General features: G+C 61.8%; 14 protein-coding genes. 8 read left to right on the top strand and 6 right to left on the bottom strand.

Going from position 1 to position 16,189, the window contains the following annotated elements:
- Positions 1–355: 355 nt before the first annotated feature.
- Entirely contained in the window at positions 356–1,336 is a 981-nt protein-coding gene (locus ABMC89_RS16800) for a response regulator (protein ID WP_349569965.1), read from the top strand.
- 58 nt (positions 1,337–1,394) lie between these two features.
- On the opposite strand, the gene ettA is transcribed toward ABMC89_RS16800, so the two are convergent.
- Positions 1,395–3,050 (bottom strand): energy-dependent translational throttle protein EttA, encoded by a 1,656-nt coding sequence (gene ettA / locus ABMC89_RS16795; protein WP_349569963.1) that lies wholly within the window; start codon positions 3,048–3,050, stop codon positions 1,395–1,397.
- A gap of 197 nt (positions 3,051–3,247) precedes the next feature.
- On the opposite strand from ettA, the gene ABMC89_RS16790 reads away from it, so the two are divergent.
- A complete protein-coding gene (locus tag ABMC89_RS16790) occupies positions 3,248–3,838 on the top strand; it encodes a nicotinate-nucleotide adenylyltransferase (protein WP_349570210.1) in 591 nt (196 codons plus the stop codon).
- Here the strand turns inward: ABMC89_RS16790 and ABMC89_RS16785 are convergent.
- Positions 3,830–4,654, bottom strand: a complete 825-nt coding sequence (locus ABMC89_RS16785) for a DMT family transporter (RefSeq protein ID WP_349569961.1) — start codon at positions 4,652–4,654, stop codon at positions 3,830–3,832. The genes ABMC89_RS16790 and ABMC89_RS16785 overlap by 9 nt on opposite strands.
- Positions 4,655–4,744: 90 nt before the next feature.
- Between ABMC89_RS16785 and dacB the strand changes: the two genes are divergently transcribed.
- The gene (gene dacB, locus ABMC89_RS16780) at positions 4,745–6,235 is read left to right on the top strand and encodes a D-alanyl-D-alanine carboxypeptidase/D-alanyl-D-alanine endopeptidase (RefSeq protein WP_349569959.1); all 1,491 of its coding nucleotides are present in this window, start codon (positions 4,745–4,747) and stop codon (positions 6,233–6,235) included.
- A gap of 82 nt (positions 6,236–6,317) precedes the next feature.
- On the opposite strand, the gene ABMC89_RS16775 is transcribed toward dacB, so the two are convergent.
- Positions 6,318–6,740: a tellurite resistance TerB family protein gene (locus ABMC89_RS16775; RefSeq protein WP_349569957.1), complete on the bottom strand. Its 423-nt coding sequence runs from the start codon at positions 6,738–6,740 to the stop codon at positions 6,318–6,320.
- A gap of 124 nt (positions 6,741–6,864) precedes the next feature.
- On the opposite strand from ABMC89_RS16775, the gene ABMC89_RS16770 reads away from it, so the two are divergent.
- From ABMC89_RS16770 to ABMC89_RS16760, 3 genes are all read left to right on the top strand, one after another.
- Positions 6,865–8,445 carry a lysine--tRNA ligase gene (locus ABMC89_RS16770; protein ID WP_349569955.1) on the top strand — a complete coding sequence of 527 codons (1,581 nt, stop codon included), beginning with the start codon at positions 6,865–6,867 and terminating at the stop codon, positions 8,443–8,445.
- Between the two features lie 63 nt (positions 8,446–8,508).
- Positions 8,509–8,910 carry a DUF4864 domain-containing protein gene (locus tag ABMC89_RS16765; RefSeq protein WP_349569953.1) on the top strand — a complete coding sequence of 134 codons (402 nt, stop codon included), beginning with the start codon at positions 8,509–8,511 and terminating at the stop codon, positions 8,908–8,910.
- Positions 8,911–9,020: 110 nt separating this feature from the next.
- Positions 9,021–11,315, top strand: a complete 2,295-nt coding sequence (locus tag ABMC89_RS16760) for a glycosyl hydrolase family 28-related protein (RefSeq protein WP_349569951.1) — start codon at positions 9,021–9,023, stop codon at positions 11,313–11,315.
- Between the two features lie 6 nt (positions 11,316–11,321).
- Here ABMC89_RS16760 and ABMC89_RS16755 read toward each other — a convergent pair whose 3' ends face one another.
- The 3 genes from ABMC89_RS16755 to uvrB form a co-directional block, all read right to left on the bottom strand.
- A complete protein-coding gene (locus tag ABMC89_RS16755) occupies positions 11,322–11,990 on the bottom strand; it encodes a hypothetical protein (protein WP_349569949.1) in 669 nt (222 codons plus the stop codon).
- Positions 11,991–12,113: 123 nt separating this feature from the next.
- A complete protein-coding gene (locus ABMC89_RS16750; RefSeq protein WP_349569947.1) occupies positions 12,114–12,299 on the bottom strand; it encodes a PLD nuclease N-terminal domain-containing protein in 186 nt (61 codons plus the stop codon).
- Between the two features lie 150 nt (positions 12,300–12,449).
- Positions 12,450–14,654 carry an excinuclease ABC subunit UvrB gene (uvrB, locus tag ABMC89_RS16745; protein ID WP_349569944.1) on the bottom strand — a complete coding sequence of 735 codons (2,205 nt, stop codon included), beginning with the start codon at positions 14,652–14,654 and terminating at the stop codon, positions 12,450–12,452.
- A gap of 136 nt (positions 14,655–14,790) precedes the next feature.
- Here uvrB and ABMC89_RS16740 point away from each other — a divergent pair, with 136 nt between their 5' ends.
- The gene (locus tag ABMC89_RS16740; RefSeq protein ID WP_349569940.1) at positions 14,791–15,102 is read left to right on the top strand and encodes an ETC complex I subunit; all 312 of its coding nucleotides are present in this window, start codon (positions 14,791–14,793) and stop codon (positions 15,100–15,102) included.
- Between the two features lie 101 nt (positions 15,103–15,203).
- Positions 15,204–15,914, top strand: a complete 711-nt coding sequence (gene ubiG / locus ABMC89_RS16735; RefSeq protein WP_349569938.1) for a bifunctional 2-polyprenyl-6-hydroxyphenol methylase/3-demethylubiquinol 3-O-methyltransferase UbiG — start codon at positions 15,204–15,206, stop codon at positions 15,912–15,914.
- Positions 15,915–16,189 lie beyond the last annotated feature (275 nt).

Genomic DNA, 16,189 nt, shown 5'->3' with positions numbered 1-16,189 from the left:
ATAAAGCTAACTTCTGCATTTCAAATATGGCAAAGCGCTTTTTTCATTTCAAGTCTCAGGCAAGCAAGCGGCAATCTCGTGCCGGATCGCATGTGCGGCAGCCGGATTTCCCCACTCTGAGGCCCGGATAAAACGCTGCGGGAGCGCGCTGGCGATCGCGGATGATTCCTCGTCAAGGGCACCCGCGGGGACGGATTTTCGGGCTTGGCGGCGGAAAGATGGAGGAAAATGGCCAATCATCGCGTTTTTCCCGAAGAATAGCCGCAATCCGGCCCTATTGTATCCGCATGGTAAACGCAGTGCTAAGCGAGTTTTAGGCGTCCGCCCAACGGCGGATCCTTGAGGAGTGAATGTTATGCGTATCCTTGCCGTCGATGATGACCCGATGATCCTGCAACTTTTGCGGACCTCCCTGTCGGGGAGTGGGTTTGGCGATGTGGCCTATGCCGAAAGTGCCGAGGAAGCGCGCGCGTTGATCGATGCGGCGCGCGAACCCTTCGATACGTTCCTGCTGGATATCATGCTGCCGGGGACCTGCGGCATCGAAATGTGCCGCGAAATCCGCCAGATACCTGCGTATCGCACCACCCCGATCATCATGATCACGGCAAGCCGCGCCCACGACACCATGGCGCGCGCCTTCGAGGCGGGTGCGACGGATTTCGTCACCAAACCTTTTGACGGGCTCGAGCTGGGCACGCGAATCAATCTGGCCGGGATGCTGAACGAAAGCCTGATGCGCGAACGGATGAGCCAGCACAAGCTCGAGGAACTGACCAAGCTGACCACGATCACCTTTGACGAACGGTTCGATCTGCGTGCGGGGCCGGGGATCAAGCCGTTTCTGACGATGGAGAACGAGCTGCTTCGGCGTGCGGATGATTCGCTCTATGCAATGACGATCCTCAGCATCCAGATCGAGAACGCGCTCCAGCTGTTCCGCGCCGGGACACCCGCGCAGTTCCGCGTGGCGGTAGAGACCGTCGGCACCGTTCTTTCGGAAACGCTGGATATCGAAAAGACTCGGTTTGCCTATGCGGGCCGGGGCAGTTTTGTCGCGATTGTCTATTGCCGCCAGCGGATTGATACTGATGCGGTCGAACTGCAGGCGAATGCCGCGCTGCCCGCCGCCTGGAAGGCCGAAGCAGCGGCACTGGATCCCGAAGCGCCGGACCTTCGCGTGGAAATGATCGGGGACCGCAGGCTTTGGACCGGCCGCTCTGCTGCGGCAGCCATTCGCGAACACGGCGGCCGGGCCGACATCCTGCATCCGGCCGAGCCCGAAGAGGTTCTCAACCTGTTCCAGCGCCTGTCGAAAAAGATCTCGAGCGACTGATAGAAAAAGGGGCAGTCCGAAAACTGCCCACCTTTCGTGTTCCGGATATCGCCAGCGCTCAGCGGGCGAATTTCTTGTGCTTCATGCGCTTGGGCTCAAGTGCGTCCGCGCCCAGGCGGCGCTTCTTGTCTTCTTCGTAGTCTTCGAAGTTCCCCTCGAACCACTCCACATGCGCCTCGCCCTCGAAGGCGAGAATATGTGTGCAGATCCGGTCGAGGAAGAAACGGTCGTGCGAGATCACGACCGCGCAGCCTGCGAAATCGACAAGCGCGTCTTCGAGGGCGCGCAGGGTTTCCACGTCCAGATCGTTTGTCGGTTCGTCGAGCAGCAGCACATTGCCACCGGATTTCAACAGGCGCGCCATGTGGACACGGTTGCGTTCACCCCCTGACAGAAGCCCGACCTTCTTTTGCTGATCGCCGCCCTTGAAGTTGAACGAGGAGCAGTAGGCGCGCGAATTCACCTCGGCATCGCCGAGCTGGATCAGTTCGGCACCGCCGGAGATGGCCTGCCAGACCGTGTCATCCGCGTTGAGGTCGTCACGGGACTGGTCGACGTAGCTCAGCTCGACCGTGTCGCCGACTTCGATAGTGCCCTTGTCCGGTGTTTCCTGCCCGGTGAGCATCTTGAACAGGGTTGATTTACCCGCGCCGTTGGGGCCGATCACGCCGACGATCCCGCCCGGCGGCAGCGAGAAATCAAGGTTCTCGACCAGCAGCTTGTCGCCCATGGCCTTGGTCAGCCCTTCGACCTCGATCACCTTCGATCCCAGACGCTGGCCGTTGGGGATGACGATCTGGGCGCGGCTGAGTTTCTCGCGCTCGGACTGTTCGGCCATTTCGTTGTAGGCGTTGATCCGTGCCTTCGATTTTGCCTGCCGTGCCTTGGCGCCCTGACGCATCCATTCCAGTTCGCGCTCCAGCGTTTTCTGGCGGGATTTGTCTTCGCGGGCTTCCTGGCTCAGCCGCTTGGCTTTCTGTTCCAGCCAGTCCGAATAGTTGCCTTCGTAGGGAATGCCGCGCCCGCGATCGAGTTCGAGGATCCAGCCGGTGATGTCGTCGAGGAAATAGCGGTCGTGCGTGACGATCAGGATCGTGCCTTTGTAGTCGATCAGGTGTTGCTGGAGCCACGCGATGGTTTCCGCGTCGAGGTGGTTCGTCGGTTCGTCCAGCAGCAGCATGTCGGGGGCTTCGAGCAACAGCTTGCACAGTGCGACACGGCGCGCTTCACCGCCCGAAAGCGAGGCGACGTCGGCGTCGTCCGGCGGGCAGCGCAATGCCTCCATCGACACATCGATCTGGCTGTCGAGATCCCACAGGTTCTGGGCATCGATATCGTCTTGAAGCTTGGCCATCTCGTCCGCGGTTTCGTCCGAGTAATTCATCGCAAGCTCGTTGTAGCGGTCGAGGATCGCTTTCTTCTCTGCGACGCCCAGCATCACGTTCTCGCGCACGGTCAGGTCGGGGTCCAGTTTGGGTTCCTGTGGCAGGTAGCCGACTTTGGCGCCTTCGGCCGACCATGCTTCGCCGCTGAAATCCTTGTCGAGGCCGGCCATGATCCGCATCAGGGTCGATTTACCGGCGCCGTTGGCACCGACGACGCCGATCTTCACGCCGGGCAGGAAATTCAGGTGGATATTCTCGAAACACTTTTTGCCGCCGGGATATGTCTTGGACACGCCCTGCATGTGGTAGACGTATTGATAGGCCGCCATGACGGGACTCCTCGCATGGGAAAGATTTTGTCTGCAATATCTGCCGACCGCGCCAAGATCAACAAGACGTCGCGGCGGGCTGGGGGCCGCCGTGGTCGCCCCTGCCGCGACAGGGAGGGACGGGCGCACGGTTGACAACGGCGGTCGCTTCGCATCCCTCTCGCGGTTGGCAAGGGGGAGAGACCGTGCGCTACCAGATGCCATACGCGGCACCCGATCAGGTGATCGGGCTTTTGGGGGGATCGTTTGACCCTGCCCATCGCGGCCACGCGCATATCACGCGCGAGGCATTGAAACGGTTCGGGCTGGATGCGGTGTGGTGGCTGGTGTCCCCCGGCAATCCGCTGAAATCCCGCGGGCCCGCGCCGATGTCCGAACGCCTGCATCAGGCGGCGCGCGTGATGGATGACCCGCGCGTGACGATCACCGACATCGAGGCGCGTCTTGGCACCCGCTATACCGCCGAGACACTGGCCGCGCTGCAAGACAGGTACAGACGGCAGCGGTTTGTCTGGCTGATGGGGGCGGACAACCTCGCCCAGCTGCATCTGTGGCAGGATTGGCAGGACATCGTCGCGCGCGTCCCAGTGGGTATTCTCGCGCGGCCCGGACAACGGATTTCGGCACGGATGAGCCGTGCCGCCACACTCTATGCGCCCTACAGGATACCGGCGCGCGAAAGCCACAGGCTGGGACAGGCGCGACCACCGGCATGGTGTTTCGTCAATGTCCCGATGATGGATGTGTCCTCGTCGGCGATCCGCAGATCGGGCGGCTGGTCAGCGTAGCCGCGCAGATCCGAAGCCTGCGACGATGATGATGCCAAGCCCGACCCACGTCCATGTGTCCGGCAAGTCGCCAAAGACGGCCCAGCCCAGACCGACCGCGGCGAGCAGCTGGAAATAGACCAGCGGCGCCACGCGCGTCGCGGGCGCAAACTGGTAGGCATAGAGCAGCAGAAGATTGCCGAGCATCGAACAGACCGCCGACGTGGCCGTCAGGGCGACCACCGGCAGGTCGAGCGGTGGCAGGTGCCACAGCCCCAGCGGCAACAGCAGAAACGCCGCGATAAAAAGCTGCGTTGACGTCAGCGCCAGCGGAGAGGCCAGATGGCCCAGCCAGCGCGACATCACCAGAAAAACCCCGTAGCAGCTTCCCGCCAGCAGCGCCCAGAGCAGGCCCACACTCGCGCCGCCGCCCGGCTGCACCACGACCAGCACGCCGCAAAAACCCATCACGATCAGCGCTGACCGCAGCGGCGTGACGGCTTCGCGCAGGAAAACCATCGCCAGCGCGTAGCTGAGCAGCGGCCCGACAAAGAAAGCGGCGAAGACGGTTGCGATCTCTTCCAGCCTGAGGGCCATCTGGATGGCGCTGATCCCCCCGGCCAGCAGCGCGGCCCGCGCCCAGATCCGCCAGTTCCGCAGCAGCCGCCAGCCACTGCGCGGCATGAAAGGCAGGATCGCCAGAAGGCCGATGGCAAAGCGTGACCATGCGACGAATATCGGTGCAACCCCATGGGTCTGGGTCAATAACTTGCCCGCCGCATCCCCGGCGGGGATCAGTGACATGGCAACAAACATGATCAGGACGGCACGCTGCATTTGTGCTGCGCTATCACGGGGAAGTGATCTTGGAAATGCATAGACTGGGACGGCTTGTCGGCGGGGTCTGAGTTGCGATAGGCCTAGATCATGAGCACTGATTTTTCCCGCCGCCGGTTCCTTGCGGCCGCCCTTTCAGGCCTTGTTGCCACACCGGCGCTCTCCGGGCCGCCGGCGGCCTCGCTTCGTCCCGTTTTGCGGGGCGAGGATCTGTTCAAGCGCAGTGTTCCGAGCGTCGAGGACATCCTCGGCAAGGCGCGGCTGGAGGGGCTCGCATCCTTCGCGGTGGCGGACGCCCAGACGGGGCTGCGGCTTGAAACATTTGCCGCACAGACCGCACGCCCGCCTGCCAGCGTGGCGAAGGTGCTGACGGCGCTCTATGCACTGGACGCGCTTGGGCAGGATCACCGGTTCGAGACACGGCTGATTGCGACCGGCGGTATCGTCAACGGCATCGTTCAGGGGGATCTCGTGCTCGCGGGGGGCGGGGATCCGACCCTTGATACCGACCGGCTGGCCGGAATGGCTGAACGCCTGCGTGCGGCTGGCGTGACCGGTGTCAAAGGCTCTTTCCGGGTCTATGAGGAGGCGTTGCCGGTGCTGGCGCGCATCGACGCGGCCCAGCCCGATCAGGTCGGCTACAACCCCGGGATCTCGGGCCTCGCGCTGAATTACAACCGCGTGCATTTCGAATGGAAGCGCGGCGGTAACGGCTATGATGTGACGATGGAGGGGCGGTCGGAACGGTACCGCCCTGCGGTTCGCGTCGCCGTGATGCGGCTGGAGGACCGTGCCGCCCCTGTCTACACCTACGAGGATCGCGACGGTCGTGACAACTGGACCGTGGCGCGCCCCGCACTTGGCAAAAGCGGTGCGCGCTGGCTGCCCGTGCGCAAGCCCGGCCTCTATGCCGCCGAGGTTTTCAGCGTGCTTGCCGGTGCCGAGGGGATCAAGCTGGGCACACCGGAACTGACGGCATCGGTGCCTGCGGGCGAAACCGTCGTGACCGAGCGGAGCGAGGCCCTGCGCCCGCTTCTCAAAGACATGCTGAAATGGTCCACGAATCTGACCGCCGAGATGGTCGGCATGGCCGCCACGCAAGCGAGGGGCGTAAGGCCGGACAGCCTGAAGGCCTCGGCAGAGCAGATGAACGACTGGGCCCGCGAAACCTTGGGGATGCAAAGTGTCGCCCTGGTGGATCATTCGGGTCTCGGGGACGATAGCCGCCTGACAGCACACGATATGGTGACGGCACTTGTGCGGATGCAGGGCACGGGGCTGCGCGATATTCTCAAACCGATTGCCCTGCGCGACGACCAGCGCCGGATCGTCCGCGACCACCCGGTCACGGTCCATGCCAAGACCGGCACGCTGAATTTCGTATCGGCGCTTGCGGGTTACATGACCGCGCCGGACGGAACGGAAATGGCATTTGCCATCTTCACCGCTGACGAGGCGATCCGTGCCACCATCACCCGTGAAGAACGCGAGCGTCCTGCCGGCGGTCGGGCGTGGATCGGTCGCTCGAAGACCGCCCAGCAGGAACTCATTGAAAGATGGGCCGTTCTTTACGGCGCCTGACCTCTTTCTATTTCGAAAGTAAATCCCGCGCGTTGCGCAGGACCGAGGCTGGCAGCCCGTGCAGCACTTCTGCCGGATACCGTCAGGTCAGGTGGCGCGCTCGTGCCCCGCGTTCGATCGCCGCCGCGTGCAGCCGGTCGATGGTCAGCTCGTAGCGCATCTCTTCGAGAAGCCGCAGTTCGGTTTCTTCGAGCGTGCCATCGGCGGCGGCCACGTCGCAGGCAAGCGCATAGGCGGTCTCGTGCAGACGTTCGGGCAGTGCCTCGCGGACCAGACCGAACAGGGCATCCAGCCCGTCCTCCTGATCGAAGAGGTCGAACACCATCTGGCTGACGACCTTGATCCGGTCGGTATCGTAATCGGAAAAGATCGGCAGCAGGTTCACCGACGTCTGGATCTTGATCAGTTCCGTGGTTCCGATGTTCTCGTCCGAGGCTGACACCGCAACCATCAGCGCGATCAGACAGTCCTGCGCGCTCAGCGCCAAAGTGGTCTCATCGGTCATCGGGGGATCCTTTCAGGAACACTTGCCTCTGCGGTGCAGAATATTGACGTGGTCGGGGTGACGCAATAGATGATGCCGGACCCGCACAAGGGGTGCGGTGGAATGGAATTTTGGAACTTTAGGTATGTCTCAGACGCGTGAAGCAGCGATGCAAAGCAAGGCCTGGCCCTTCGAAGAAGCCCGCCGTGTGCTCAAACGCTACGAGAAAAAGCCGCCCGAAAAGGGGTTTGTGCTGTTCGAGACAGGATACGGCCCCTCCGGTCTGCCGCATATCGGGACCTTCGGCGAAGTGCTGCGCACCACGATGATCAAGCGCGCCTTCGAAGAAATCAGCGACATTCCGACAAAGCTGATCTGCTTTTCCGACGATCTGGACGGGATGCGCAAGGTGCCGGGCAACGTGCCGCAGCAGGAGATGCTGGCAGAACACATGCACAAGCCACTGACGTCGGTGCCCGATCCGTTCGGTAAATTCGACAGTTTCGGGCATCACAACAACGCGATGCTGCGGCGGTTCCTCGACACATTCGGGTTCGAGTACGAATTCTATTCGGCCAAGGAATTCTACGAGACAGGCCAATTCGACGAGATCCTGTTGCGGGCGGCAGAGCGCTACGATGACATCATGGCCGTGATGCTGAAATCCCTGCGCGAGGAGCGTCGCCAGACCTATTCGATCTTCCTGCCGATCCACCCCGAAACCGGGCGTGTTCTGTATGTGCCGATCAAACAGGTGAACGCCAAGGACGGTACGATTACCTTCGACACCGAGGACGGCGAGGAGATGACCCTTCCGGTCACCGGCGGCAACGTAAAGCTCCAGTGGAAGCCGGACTTCGGCGCGCGCTGGGCGGCACTGGATGTCGATTTCGAAATGTACGGCAAGGAGCACGCCACCAATACGGCGATCTACGACCGGATCTGCGAGATCCTCGGAGGCAAGAAGCCCGAGCATTTCAGCTATGAGCTGTTTCTCGACGAGAACGGGCAGAAGATCTCGAAATCGTCGGGTAACGGCATCTCGATCGACGAGTGGCTGACCTATGCCTCGACGGAATCGCTGTCGTATTTCATGTTCCTCAAGCCCAAGACGGCGAAGCGGATGTATTTCGACGTCATCCCGAAGGCGATGGATGAATATCACCAGCAGTTGCGCGCCTATGAAACGCAGGACCTCAAAGGCCAGTTGAACAATCCGGTCTGGCATATCCACGGCGGCGATGTGCCCAAGTCGGATATGGTTGTACCGTTTTCCATGCTTCTCAACCTCGCATCGGTTTCGTCGGCGGAAGAGAAATCCCAGCTTTGGGGATTCATCCAGCGCTACGCGCCGGATGCGTCGCCCGAAACCCACCCCGGAATGGATGCGGCCGTGGGCTATGCGCTGCGCTATTTCAATGATTTCGTGAAGCCGCACAAACAGTTCCGCCTGCCCAGCGATCTGGAGCGCGAAGCGCTTGAGGATCTGCGCGCGCGTCTGGTCGGATGGGACGGCGGGCTCGATGCCGAGGCGCTGCAATCGGAGGTTTTCGCCTGTGGCCGCGACCGGTTCGAGCCCCTGCGCGATTGGTTCACCGCCCTTTACGAAGTTCTTCTGGGCGCGTCGCAAGGCCCGCGTTTCGGCGGCTTCATCGCGCTTTACGGCGTGGATGAGACCGTGGCGCTGATCGACGACGCGCTTGCGGGTAAATTGGTCGCGGGCTGAAACTGTTGCCCTGCGGGATGCGTGACTTACCCTAAGTCAATACATCACGCAGGGAGAACGGGCATGCGAACGATACTTCAGGCGGCGGCTTTCAGCCTCGTCTTTGCCTTCGGCGCCGACGCGCAGCAGACGGACATCGAAGCCACCATCAGCCGGCAAATCGAAGCCTTCAAGGTCGACGACTTTGGCACCGCCTTCTCTTTTGCGAGCCCCGATCTGCAACGGTATTTCGGAAGTCCCGAGACTTTCGGGCGCATGGTCACGCAGGGCTATCCGATGGTCTGGCGTCCCGCCGATGTGCGATACCTCGATCTGCGCGAAGAGGGGGGCGTCTACTGGCAGAAGGTTCAGATCACCGACCTGAAGGGCGGATTTCACATCCTGGAATACCGGATGGTGCAGACGGACGCTGGCTGGCGCATCTCGGGGGTTCAGGTGCTGGACGCGCCCGGCGCATCCGTCTGAGCGCGCAACACGACCGTCACGGTGGTCTAGGCGCGCCTTAAGATAGCGTTGGTACTTCCCTTTCCCTGACCGGCCCATGGTGCCGGATATCGTGGGAAAGGGAATTTTTGATGAACAAAGCGATCACGGACGGCATCCAGCTGACCCCCGCGCCCTATGCAGACGGGCTCGATCAATACTCCAGCGGTAATGGCACGCCGGGCACGCCTACCTATGCCAGCAGCGCGAACGGTGTCTTTGCCCCGAACGACGAGGATTTCGGCGGCGCGCTGGAACTGCTCAAGACCGAGTCGACACAGCGCGTCCGCTACAAGGGCGAGACGCCGATCCTTCCCGGATGCTATCTGCAGATCAAGATCAGGGTGAAAGCGATCAGCGGCAGCCTGCCGTCGGTGCGCATCGCAAGCTACGCCGCGCTGTCGAACGGCAATCCCGTGCCGGGGGTGACCACCACAGGCGATCCTGTCGCCCTGACCACCTACGGTCAGGTCGTCGAGCTGAGCGCGATTGTCGGGGTCGGCAACCGGACCGGCGTTGACATGGTCTGGGGCATCAATGCGGATTACGGGCATTTCGGCTTCGATCTGCTGGGGCCGAACGGGGGCATCGTGCGCGTCGATGACATCGAGATCACCGATGTTTCCAGCTTTTTCCTCGGCGACGTCGTCTCGACCATCGACGTGAAAGATTACGGCGCGGTCGGCGACGGCACCACCGATGATACCGCCGCGTTCGAGCGGGCCAATTCCAATGCGAACGGGCGGACCGTGCTGATCCCCGAATGCACATTCCGGCTGAACGGCGATGTCACCTTTGACGCGCCGACCAAATTCACCGGTACGGTCAGCATGCCGGTCGGGGCGGTGCTGCTGCTGCGCCGCAACTTCGATCTGCCCAACTATATCGAGGCCTTCGGTGATGAAGAACTGGCCTTTCGCAAGGCGTTTCAGGCGCTGCTGAACAATTCGGACCACGAATCCCTTGATCTGGGCGGGCGCAAGGTGGCTTTGACCGGGCCTGTCGACATGCAGGCCGCCGTGCCGGACCGCAACCGGTATCAAACCCGCCGCGCCATCCACAATGGCCAGCTGATCGCGCTGGCGGACGGCAACTGGGACACGACAACGATTGTCGCACAGGCGACCTATAGCGCCAGCAACGCCCGAACGCTGACCGGCGTCGCCAACGTCGCCAACATCCCCATCGGGAGCCATGTGTCCGGCCCGGGTGTGGGCCGCGAGATCTATGTTCGCGACAAGAACGTGGCGCGTGGCGAGCTGACGCTGAACGGTCCGCTCTATGATGCGGAAGGAACGCAGAACTTCACCTTCCGGCGCTACAAGTATCTGCTTGATTTCAGCGGTTTCGAAGTGGTGAGCAAGTTCATCCTCCACAACATCGAATTCCAGTGCCAGGAGGTGTGCAGCGCCATCATGCTGGCAGGGGCGGGCACAATTTTTACCGTGCGCGACTGTTTCATCACCACGCCGAAGGATCGCGGGATCACGTCGATGGGCGGCGGGTGTCAGGGGATGTTCGTGGAACGGTGCCAGTTCCTGTCGGCAGAGGAGGACCTGCCAGTCTCTGACCGCAAGACCATCGCGATCAACGTCAATGCCAACGACACCAAGATCCGCAACTGTCGCGCAACGCGGTTCCTGCATTTCCTTGTCGCGTCCGGGTCCAACCACCTGATCAGCGGCAACCACTTCTTTCAGGGTGATCCTCTGGAGGGCGGGCCGCGGTCTGCCGGTATCGTTCTGGCCGAGGCCTATTCCTCGTGCATCGTGACGGGCAACTATTGCGACAACGCCTATCTGGAATGGACCAATGAACGTGACGCGGCGCCGGCTTTCACGAGCGGGTTTTCCTTCAGTGCGCTCGAGGTTTCCAGCAACATCTTCCTGTCCGGAGAAGCGGCGTCGAGCTTCAGCTATATCGTCGTCAAACCCTACGGCGCGGGGCATTTCATCAACGGGCTGAACGTGGCCGGGAACCGGTTCCGGTCGATCAACGGATATATCGAGCGCGCTGAAAGGATCGATACCAGTCTCGCCGATCTGAACTATACCCGCTTTCGCAATATCCGCTTCGAGGGCAATTCGTTCCACGGCATCGGGCAGTCTGTTGCGAGCCCTCTGCTGCTCGAATTCTCGCAGAATACGCCGCAGCAGACATGGGTCGTGCCAACCGGGCCGGGGCTTCCGTTCAGTGCCCGTTCGCTCAGCGTGGATGCGGTCGTGGTGCGCGGAGGGGTGCGCAACGCGGCCAATGTCACGAATTTCGACACGCCCTACATCCGCGCGCAGCAAGGGCCAGACTCTGATCAGGTGCATGTGATCTGGAGCGAGGCCGTAAGCGGCAAGATCGGTGTGACGGTCCGCATCGACAATGATGTCGTTTAGGCGGGTCTAGAAATTATGCCAAAGCCCTAGCTTGAGCACGGTGCCGCGCACATTGCCCACGGCTGTTTCCGTCCCGATCTGGAACCGGAATTTGCTGTCGGCGGGGGAGAAGATGATCGACGGGGCGAGCGTTGCAGCGCTCGCCCCGTTTGCGTGGACCATATAGACCTGCATCATGCCCGCGACCTTGTCTGAGAAATTGATGCCCAGCGTCCCGTCAAGTTTCGCCACATGCAGCGCATAGACCGGATCCCAGATCACTGCCGCATCGACGGTCGTCCATCCGGTTTTGTCCGCGAAACTCAGCCCACGGCCCCATGTCAGGGTGGTCTTGAAATGCGGCAGGACAAGATCCGCCGCCCAGTTGGCACCGACGCCAATCTCGTAGGCCCATTTCGAAACCGCGTCCGGTTTGCTGAGTGCGCGGCGCATGAAAAGCGTCGCGTAGCCGCCCTGAAACCCGTAGCGCGGTCTGACAAACCCGATGTCCGCCCCGATTGTTGTCGTGTCGGTCAGACCGAATTCCAGATAGGTCTGGGTGGCCGTATCGTAATTCGCGTTGCTGGCAAATGTGTAGGCCGAGAACCCATCGCCCCGGTCGCGCAGCCACGGCCCCGCAAGGGCCGGCCCACAGGCCCAGCAGGCAAGAATGAAAATCGCGAAACGAAGAAACACGGGGCAGACCACTCCTGCCCCGATCTTGGTTAATAATGCTTAATAAACCATTACCGCGAAGTTTTCTGTCCACACAAAAAAGCCCGGCACAAGGCCGGGCTCTTTCATCGGATGTGTTCAGCTTCAGACGTGAACGGACGATCCGCGTGGACCGGCGATCAGCCAGACGATGAAGCCGATGACAGGGAAGATCAGGACGCCGAGTGTCCAGAGGATCTTCTTCACGCCGGATGTGCCGGACGTGATGATCTGGTAGATTGCGTAGATGTCGGCGATGAGGATCAGAAGACCCAGAAGACCATATTCCATTGGTTCGCTCCTTGACGTTTGTACTCATATCGTTCTGTGAAAAGAACAATTGGTGCGACAAAAGGTTCCACTCTATTTACCGGACCGGGGGGTGCCGGGTCCGGCTGAAACGCTCTGCCAAAGGCCGAAGGATGGTCGATCCGGCGGCGGTCAGCGGCCGCGTTTGCGCTTTACCCCGCCGCGCATTCCCCCGCGGCCCATCGTGGATCTGCCGGATTTCGATTGCGCGTCGCCGACGGCTTTCTCGACCGCGTACTGGCGTGCCATCGGATCGTCCGAGATCGCCAGATCGACGGCTTCCAGCCGCTTCACCTCGTCGCGCAGGCGTGCGGCTTCCTCGAACTCGAGGTTTTCGGCTGCCTTGCGCATGTCCTTGCGCAGCCCGTCGAGCACGGTCTGAAGGTTGCCGCCTGCCATCTGCTTGTCGATCTTGGCGGTCACCCGCGACTGATCCGTATCGCCCTTGTAGAGGCCGGCCAGAATATCCTCGACGTTCTTCTTCACGGTTTGCGGCGTGATCCCGTGCTCTTCGTTATAGGCAAGCTGCTTGGCGCGGCGGCGTTCCGTTTCGCCCATCGCGCGCTCCATCGAGCCGGTGATGCGGTCGGCATACATGATCACGCGCCCGTCGGCGTTCCGGGCCGCCCGTCCGATGGTCTGGATCAGCGAGGTTTCGGACCGCAGGAAGCCTTCCTTGTCCGCGTCCAGAATCGCCACCAGCCCGCATTCGGGAATATCCAGCCCCTCGCGCAGCAGGTTGATCCCGATCAGCACGTCGAAGGCCCCCAGACGCAGATCGCGCAGGATCTCGATCCGCTCGATCGTGTCGATGTCGGAGTGCATGTAGCGGACCTTGATGCCCTGTTCGTGCATGTATTCGGTCAGGTCCTCTGCCATCCGCTTGGTCAGAACGGTACATAGGGTCCGGTAGCCGTCGGCGGCCACGCGGCGCACCTCGTCCAGAAGGTCGTCGACCTGCATCTCGACGGGGCGGATCTCGATCTGCGGATCGATAAGCCCGGTCGGTCGGATGACCTGTTCGGTAAAGACGCCGCCGGTCTGCTCCAGCTCCCACGCCGCGGGGGTCGCCGAGACGAAGACGGATTGCGGGCGCATGGCGTCCCATTCCTCGAACTTCAGCGGGCGGTTGTCCATGCACGACGGCAGGCGGAACCCGTGCTCGGCCAGGGTCATCTTCCGACGGAAGTCGCCTTTGTACATGCCGCCGATCTGCGGAACCGACACGTGGGATTCATCGGCAAAGACGATGGCATTGTCGGGAATGAACTCGAACAGGGTGGGCGGCGACTCGCCCGGGGCGCGTCCGGTCAGATAGCGCGAATAGTTTTCGATCCCGTTGCACACGCCGGTTGCCTCCAGCATTTCAAGATCGAAGTTGGTGCGTTGTTCCAGCCGCTGCGCTTCCAGGAGCTTGCCATCACCGACCAGTTGGTCGAGCCGCGTGCGCAGCTCTTTCTTGATGCCGATGATCGCCTGCTGCATCGTCGGTTTCGGTGTGACGTAGTGCGAATTCGCATAGACGCGGATCTGGTCGAACGTGTCGGTCTTTTCGCCGGTCAGCGGATCGAACTCGGTAATCGCTTCCAGTTCCTCACCGAAGAACGACAACCGCCATGCGCGGTCTTCAAGGTGCGCGGGAAAGATCTCGAGTGAATCGCCGCGCACGCGGAAACTGCCGCGCTGGAAGGCGGCATCGTTGCGCTTGTATTGCTGCGCCACCAGATCGGCGATCACCTGCCGCTGGTCATATATTTCCCCCGCCTTCAGATCCTGTGTCATCGCGCCGTAAGTCTCGACGGAGCCGATGCCGTAGATACACGACACCGAGGCCACGATGATCACGTCGTCGCGTTCCAGAAGCGCGCGGGTGGCCGAGTGGCGCATCCGGTCGATCTGTTCGTTGATCTGGCTTTCCTTCTCGATGAAGGTGTCGGAACGCGGGACGTAGGCTTCGGGCTGGTAGTAGTCGTAGTAGGAGACGAAGTATTCCACCGCGTTGTCGGGGAAGAAGCCCTTGAACTCGCCATAAAGCTGTGCGGCCAGTGTCTTGTTCGGCGCCAGAATGATGGCGGGGCGCTGGGTCTCTTCGATCACCTTGGCCATCGTATAGGTCTTGCCCGTGCCGGTGGCCCCCAGAAGCACCTGATCGCGCTCGCCGTCCAGAACGCCGCTGCTGAGTTCCTTGATCGCCGTAGGCTGGTCGCCCGCCGGTTTGAATTCGGACGACATGCGAAACATCTTGCCGCCCTCCAGCTTGGGGCGGGACCGCACATCGGGCGCGGGATTCGACAGGATGGGGGGCGCGTCGGATTTGTCGGAATGGGCGTAGGGCATGAATCTCTCTCTCCGAGGGTGCCCTATAGGTGTCATGTTTTGTCGGCTGTTCAAGGCCGCCACGCGGGACTGTGCCACTTGATCCGCTGCCGACTGCGTGGCATATCCATCCCAGCCAACGATGAAAGAGTGCACCATGCGCGCGAGAATTTATCAGCCAGCCCGTACAGCGATGTCGTCCGGTACTGCGAAGACGCACCATTGGGTGCTTGAATTCGCCCCGTCGGAGGCGCGCGAGGTGGATCCGCTGATGGGATGGACATCCTCCAGCGACACCCAAAGCCAGGTCCGGCTGAAATTCGACACCCGCGAGGAAGCAGTGGAATACGCCGAGGAACAGGGCATCGACGCGATTGTGCAGGACCCCAAGCGCCGCAAGCCCAACATCCGCCCCGGCGGATACGGCGAGAACTTTGCCACTTCCCGGCGCGGCGCCTGGACACACTGACGGGCGGGCGGCGCTGCCGCCCTGCCGATATGGCCCGGCTATCTGGCCACCGCGCAGTTTAGGTCTACGTCCCCCGCGAGGCGAAACGCAGCGGGGGCAGCATGGCAGACAGAACGCGCAACAATCTCTCTATATATGACGACGTCGCCGCAAACTGGTGGTCCGACGATATCCGCTGGGTCCGGACACTAAAGAACATGGTGCCCGGGCGGCTCGACTATTTTGACCGGCTGATCGACTGGCAGGGCAAACAGGTGCTCGATCTGGGATGTGCCGGTGGTTTCATGGCCGAAGCGCTGGACGATCGCGGTGCCCGCGTGACGGGGATCGATCCCGCCAAGGACGCGATCGCGGCGGCCCGTGGCCACGCGCAGGCCGGCGGGCGTGATATCCGCTATGATGTCGGTGCCGGAGAGACACTTCCCTACGAGGACTCCAGTTTCGACGCGGTTGTCTGCGTCGACGTGCTGGAACATGTGCAGGATCTCTCCGAGGTCCTGCGAAACGTCGCGCGGGTCCTGCGGCCCGGCGGGACCTTCTTCTTCGACACGATCAACCGCAACCCGCTCGCCCGTCTGGCGACGATCACGATTGCAGAGGATATTCTGCGGCTTCTGCCCAAAGGCACACACGACCCGCAGATGTTCATCAAGCCACGGGAACTGACCGGCGCACTGAAGGACGCAGGCTTGCAGCCGCACAAGCTGACAGGACTCGGCCCGAGGGGCCTCAACGGACGTGGCGATCTGGTATTCGGACGGCTGCCGCTGACGGCGATCATCTACATGGGGCACGCGACGAAGCCGGAATGACGGGGCGAAGCCCTCGGAACGGCCCGCTGATCTGCGCGCCGCGAGTCGGAACGGGGCAAAGAATCCCCGATTCACCCCAAGCGACTCGCCCGAAGCCTCCAAATTCGGGCAAACCGGTGCTGCAATCGGGGGCAGCTGGCCGCCAGAGGGCAGTTTTTTGCGCTAACAGCGAAGATTTTTCTTGGCGGAATTCTTCGAGAGGGCCATAAAAACAAGGAGATAATGAGCGGTGAACCCGAGGCAGGCGGAAAAAAGCGATCTTTTGGTCGTTTATT

The organism is Sulfitobacter sp. HNIBRBA3233 (assembly GCF_040149665.1).
GTDB classification, from domain to species: domain Bacteria; phylum Pseudomonadota; class Alphaproteobacteria; order Rhodobacterales; family Rhodobacteraceae; genus Sulfitobacter; species Sulfitobacter marinivivus.
Note: the sequence above shows the minus strand (reverse complement) of the source record. Positions and strands in the feature narration are given on the sequence as shown.

What these genes read in the sequence shown, in the direction of transcription:
- ABMC89_RS16800 (WP_349569965.1), top strand. Translation starts at nt 356, where the DNA reads ATGCGTATCCTTGCCGTCGATGATGACCCGATGATCCTGCAACTTTTG.
- ettA (WP_349569963.1), bottom strand. Translation starts at nt 3,050, where the DNA reads ATGGCGGCCTATCAATACGTCTACCACATGCAGGGCGTGTCCAAGACA.
- ABMC89_RS16790 (WP_349570210.1), top strand. Translation starts at nt 3,248, where the DNA reads ATGCCATACGCGGCACCCGATCAGGTGATCGGGCTTTTGGGGGGATCG.
- ABMC89_RS16785 (WP_349569961.1), bottom strand. Translation starts at nt 4,654, where the DNA reads ATGCAGCGTGCCGTCCTGATCATGTTTGTTGCCATGTCACTGATCCCC.
- dacB (WP_349569959.1), top strand. Translation starts at nt 4,745, where the DNA reads ATGAGCACTGATTTTTCCCGCCGCCGGTTCCTTGCGGCCGCCCTTTCA.
- ABMC89_RS16775 (WP_349569957.1), bottom strand. Translation starts at nt 6,740, where the DNA reads ATGACCGATGAGACCACTTTGGCGCTGAGCGCGCAGGACTGTCTGATC.
- ABMC89_RS16770 (WP_349569955.1), top strand. Translation starts at nt 6,865, where the DNA reads ATGTCTCAGACGCGTGAAGCAGCGATGCAAAGCAAGGCCTGGCCCTTC.
- ABMC89_RS16765 (WP_349569953.1), top strand. Translation starts at nt 8,509, where the DNA reads ATGCGAACGATACTTCAGGCGGCGGCTTTCAGCCTCGTCTTTGCCTTC.
- ABMC89_RS16760 (WP_349569951.1), top strand. Translation starts at nt 9,021, where the DNA reads ATGAACAAAGCGATCACGGACGGCATCCAGCTGACCCCCGCGCCCTAT.
- ABMC89_RS16750 (WP_349569947.1), bottom strand. Translation starts at nt 12,299, where the DNA reads ATGGAATATGGTCTTCTGGGTCTTCTGATCCTCATCGCCGACATCTAC.
- uvrB (WP_349569944.1), bottom strand. Translation starts at nt 14,654, where the DNA reads ATGCCCTACGCCCATTCCGACAAATCCGACGCGCCCCCCATCCTGTCG.
- ABMC89_RS16740 (WP_349569940.1), top strand. Translation starts at nt 14,791, where the DNA reads ATGCGCGCGAGAATTTATCAGCCAGCCCGTACAGCGATGTCGTCCGGT.
- ubiG (WP_349569938.1), top strand. Translation starts at nt 15,204, where the DNA reads ATGGCAGACAGAACGCGCAACAATCTCTCTATATATGACGACGTCGCC.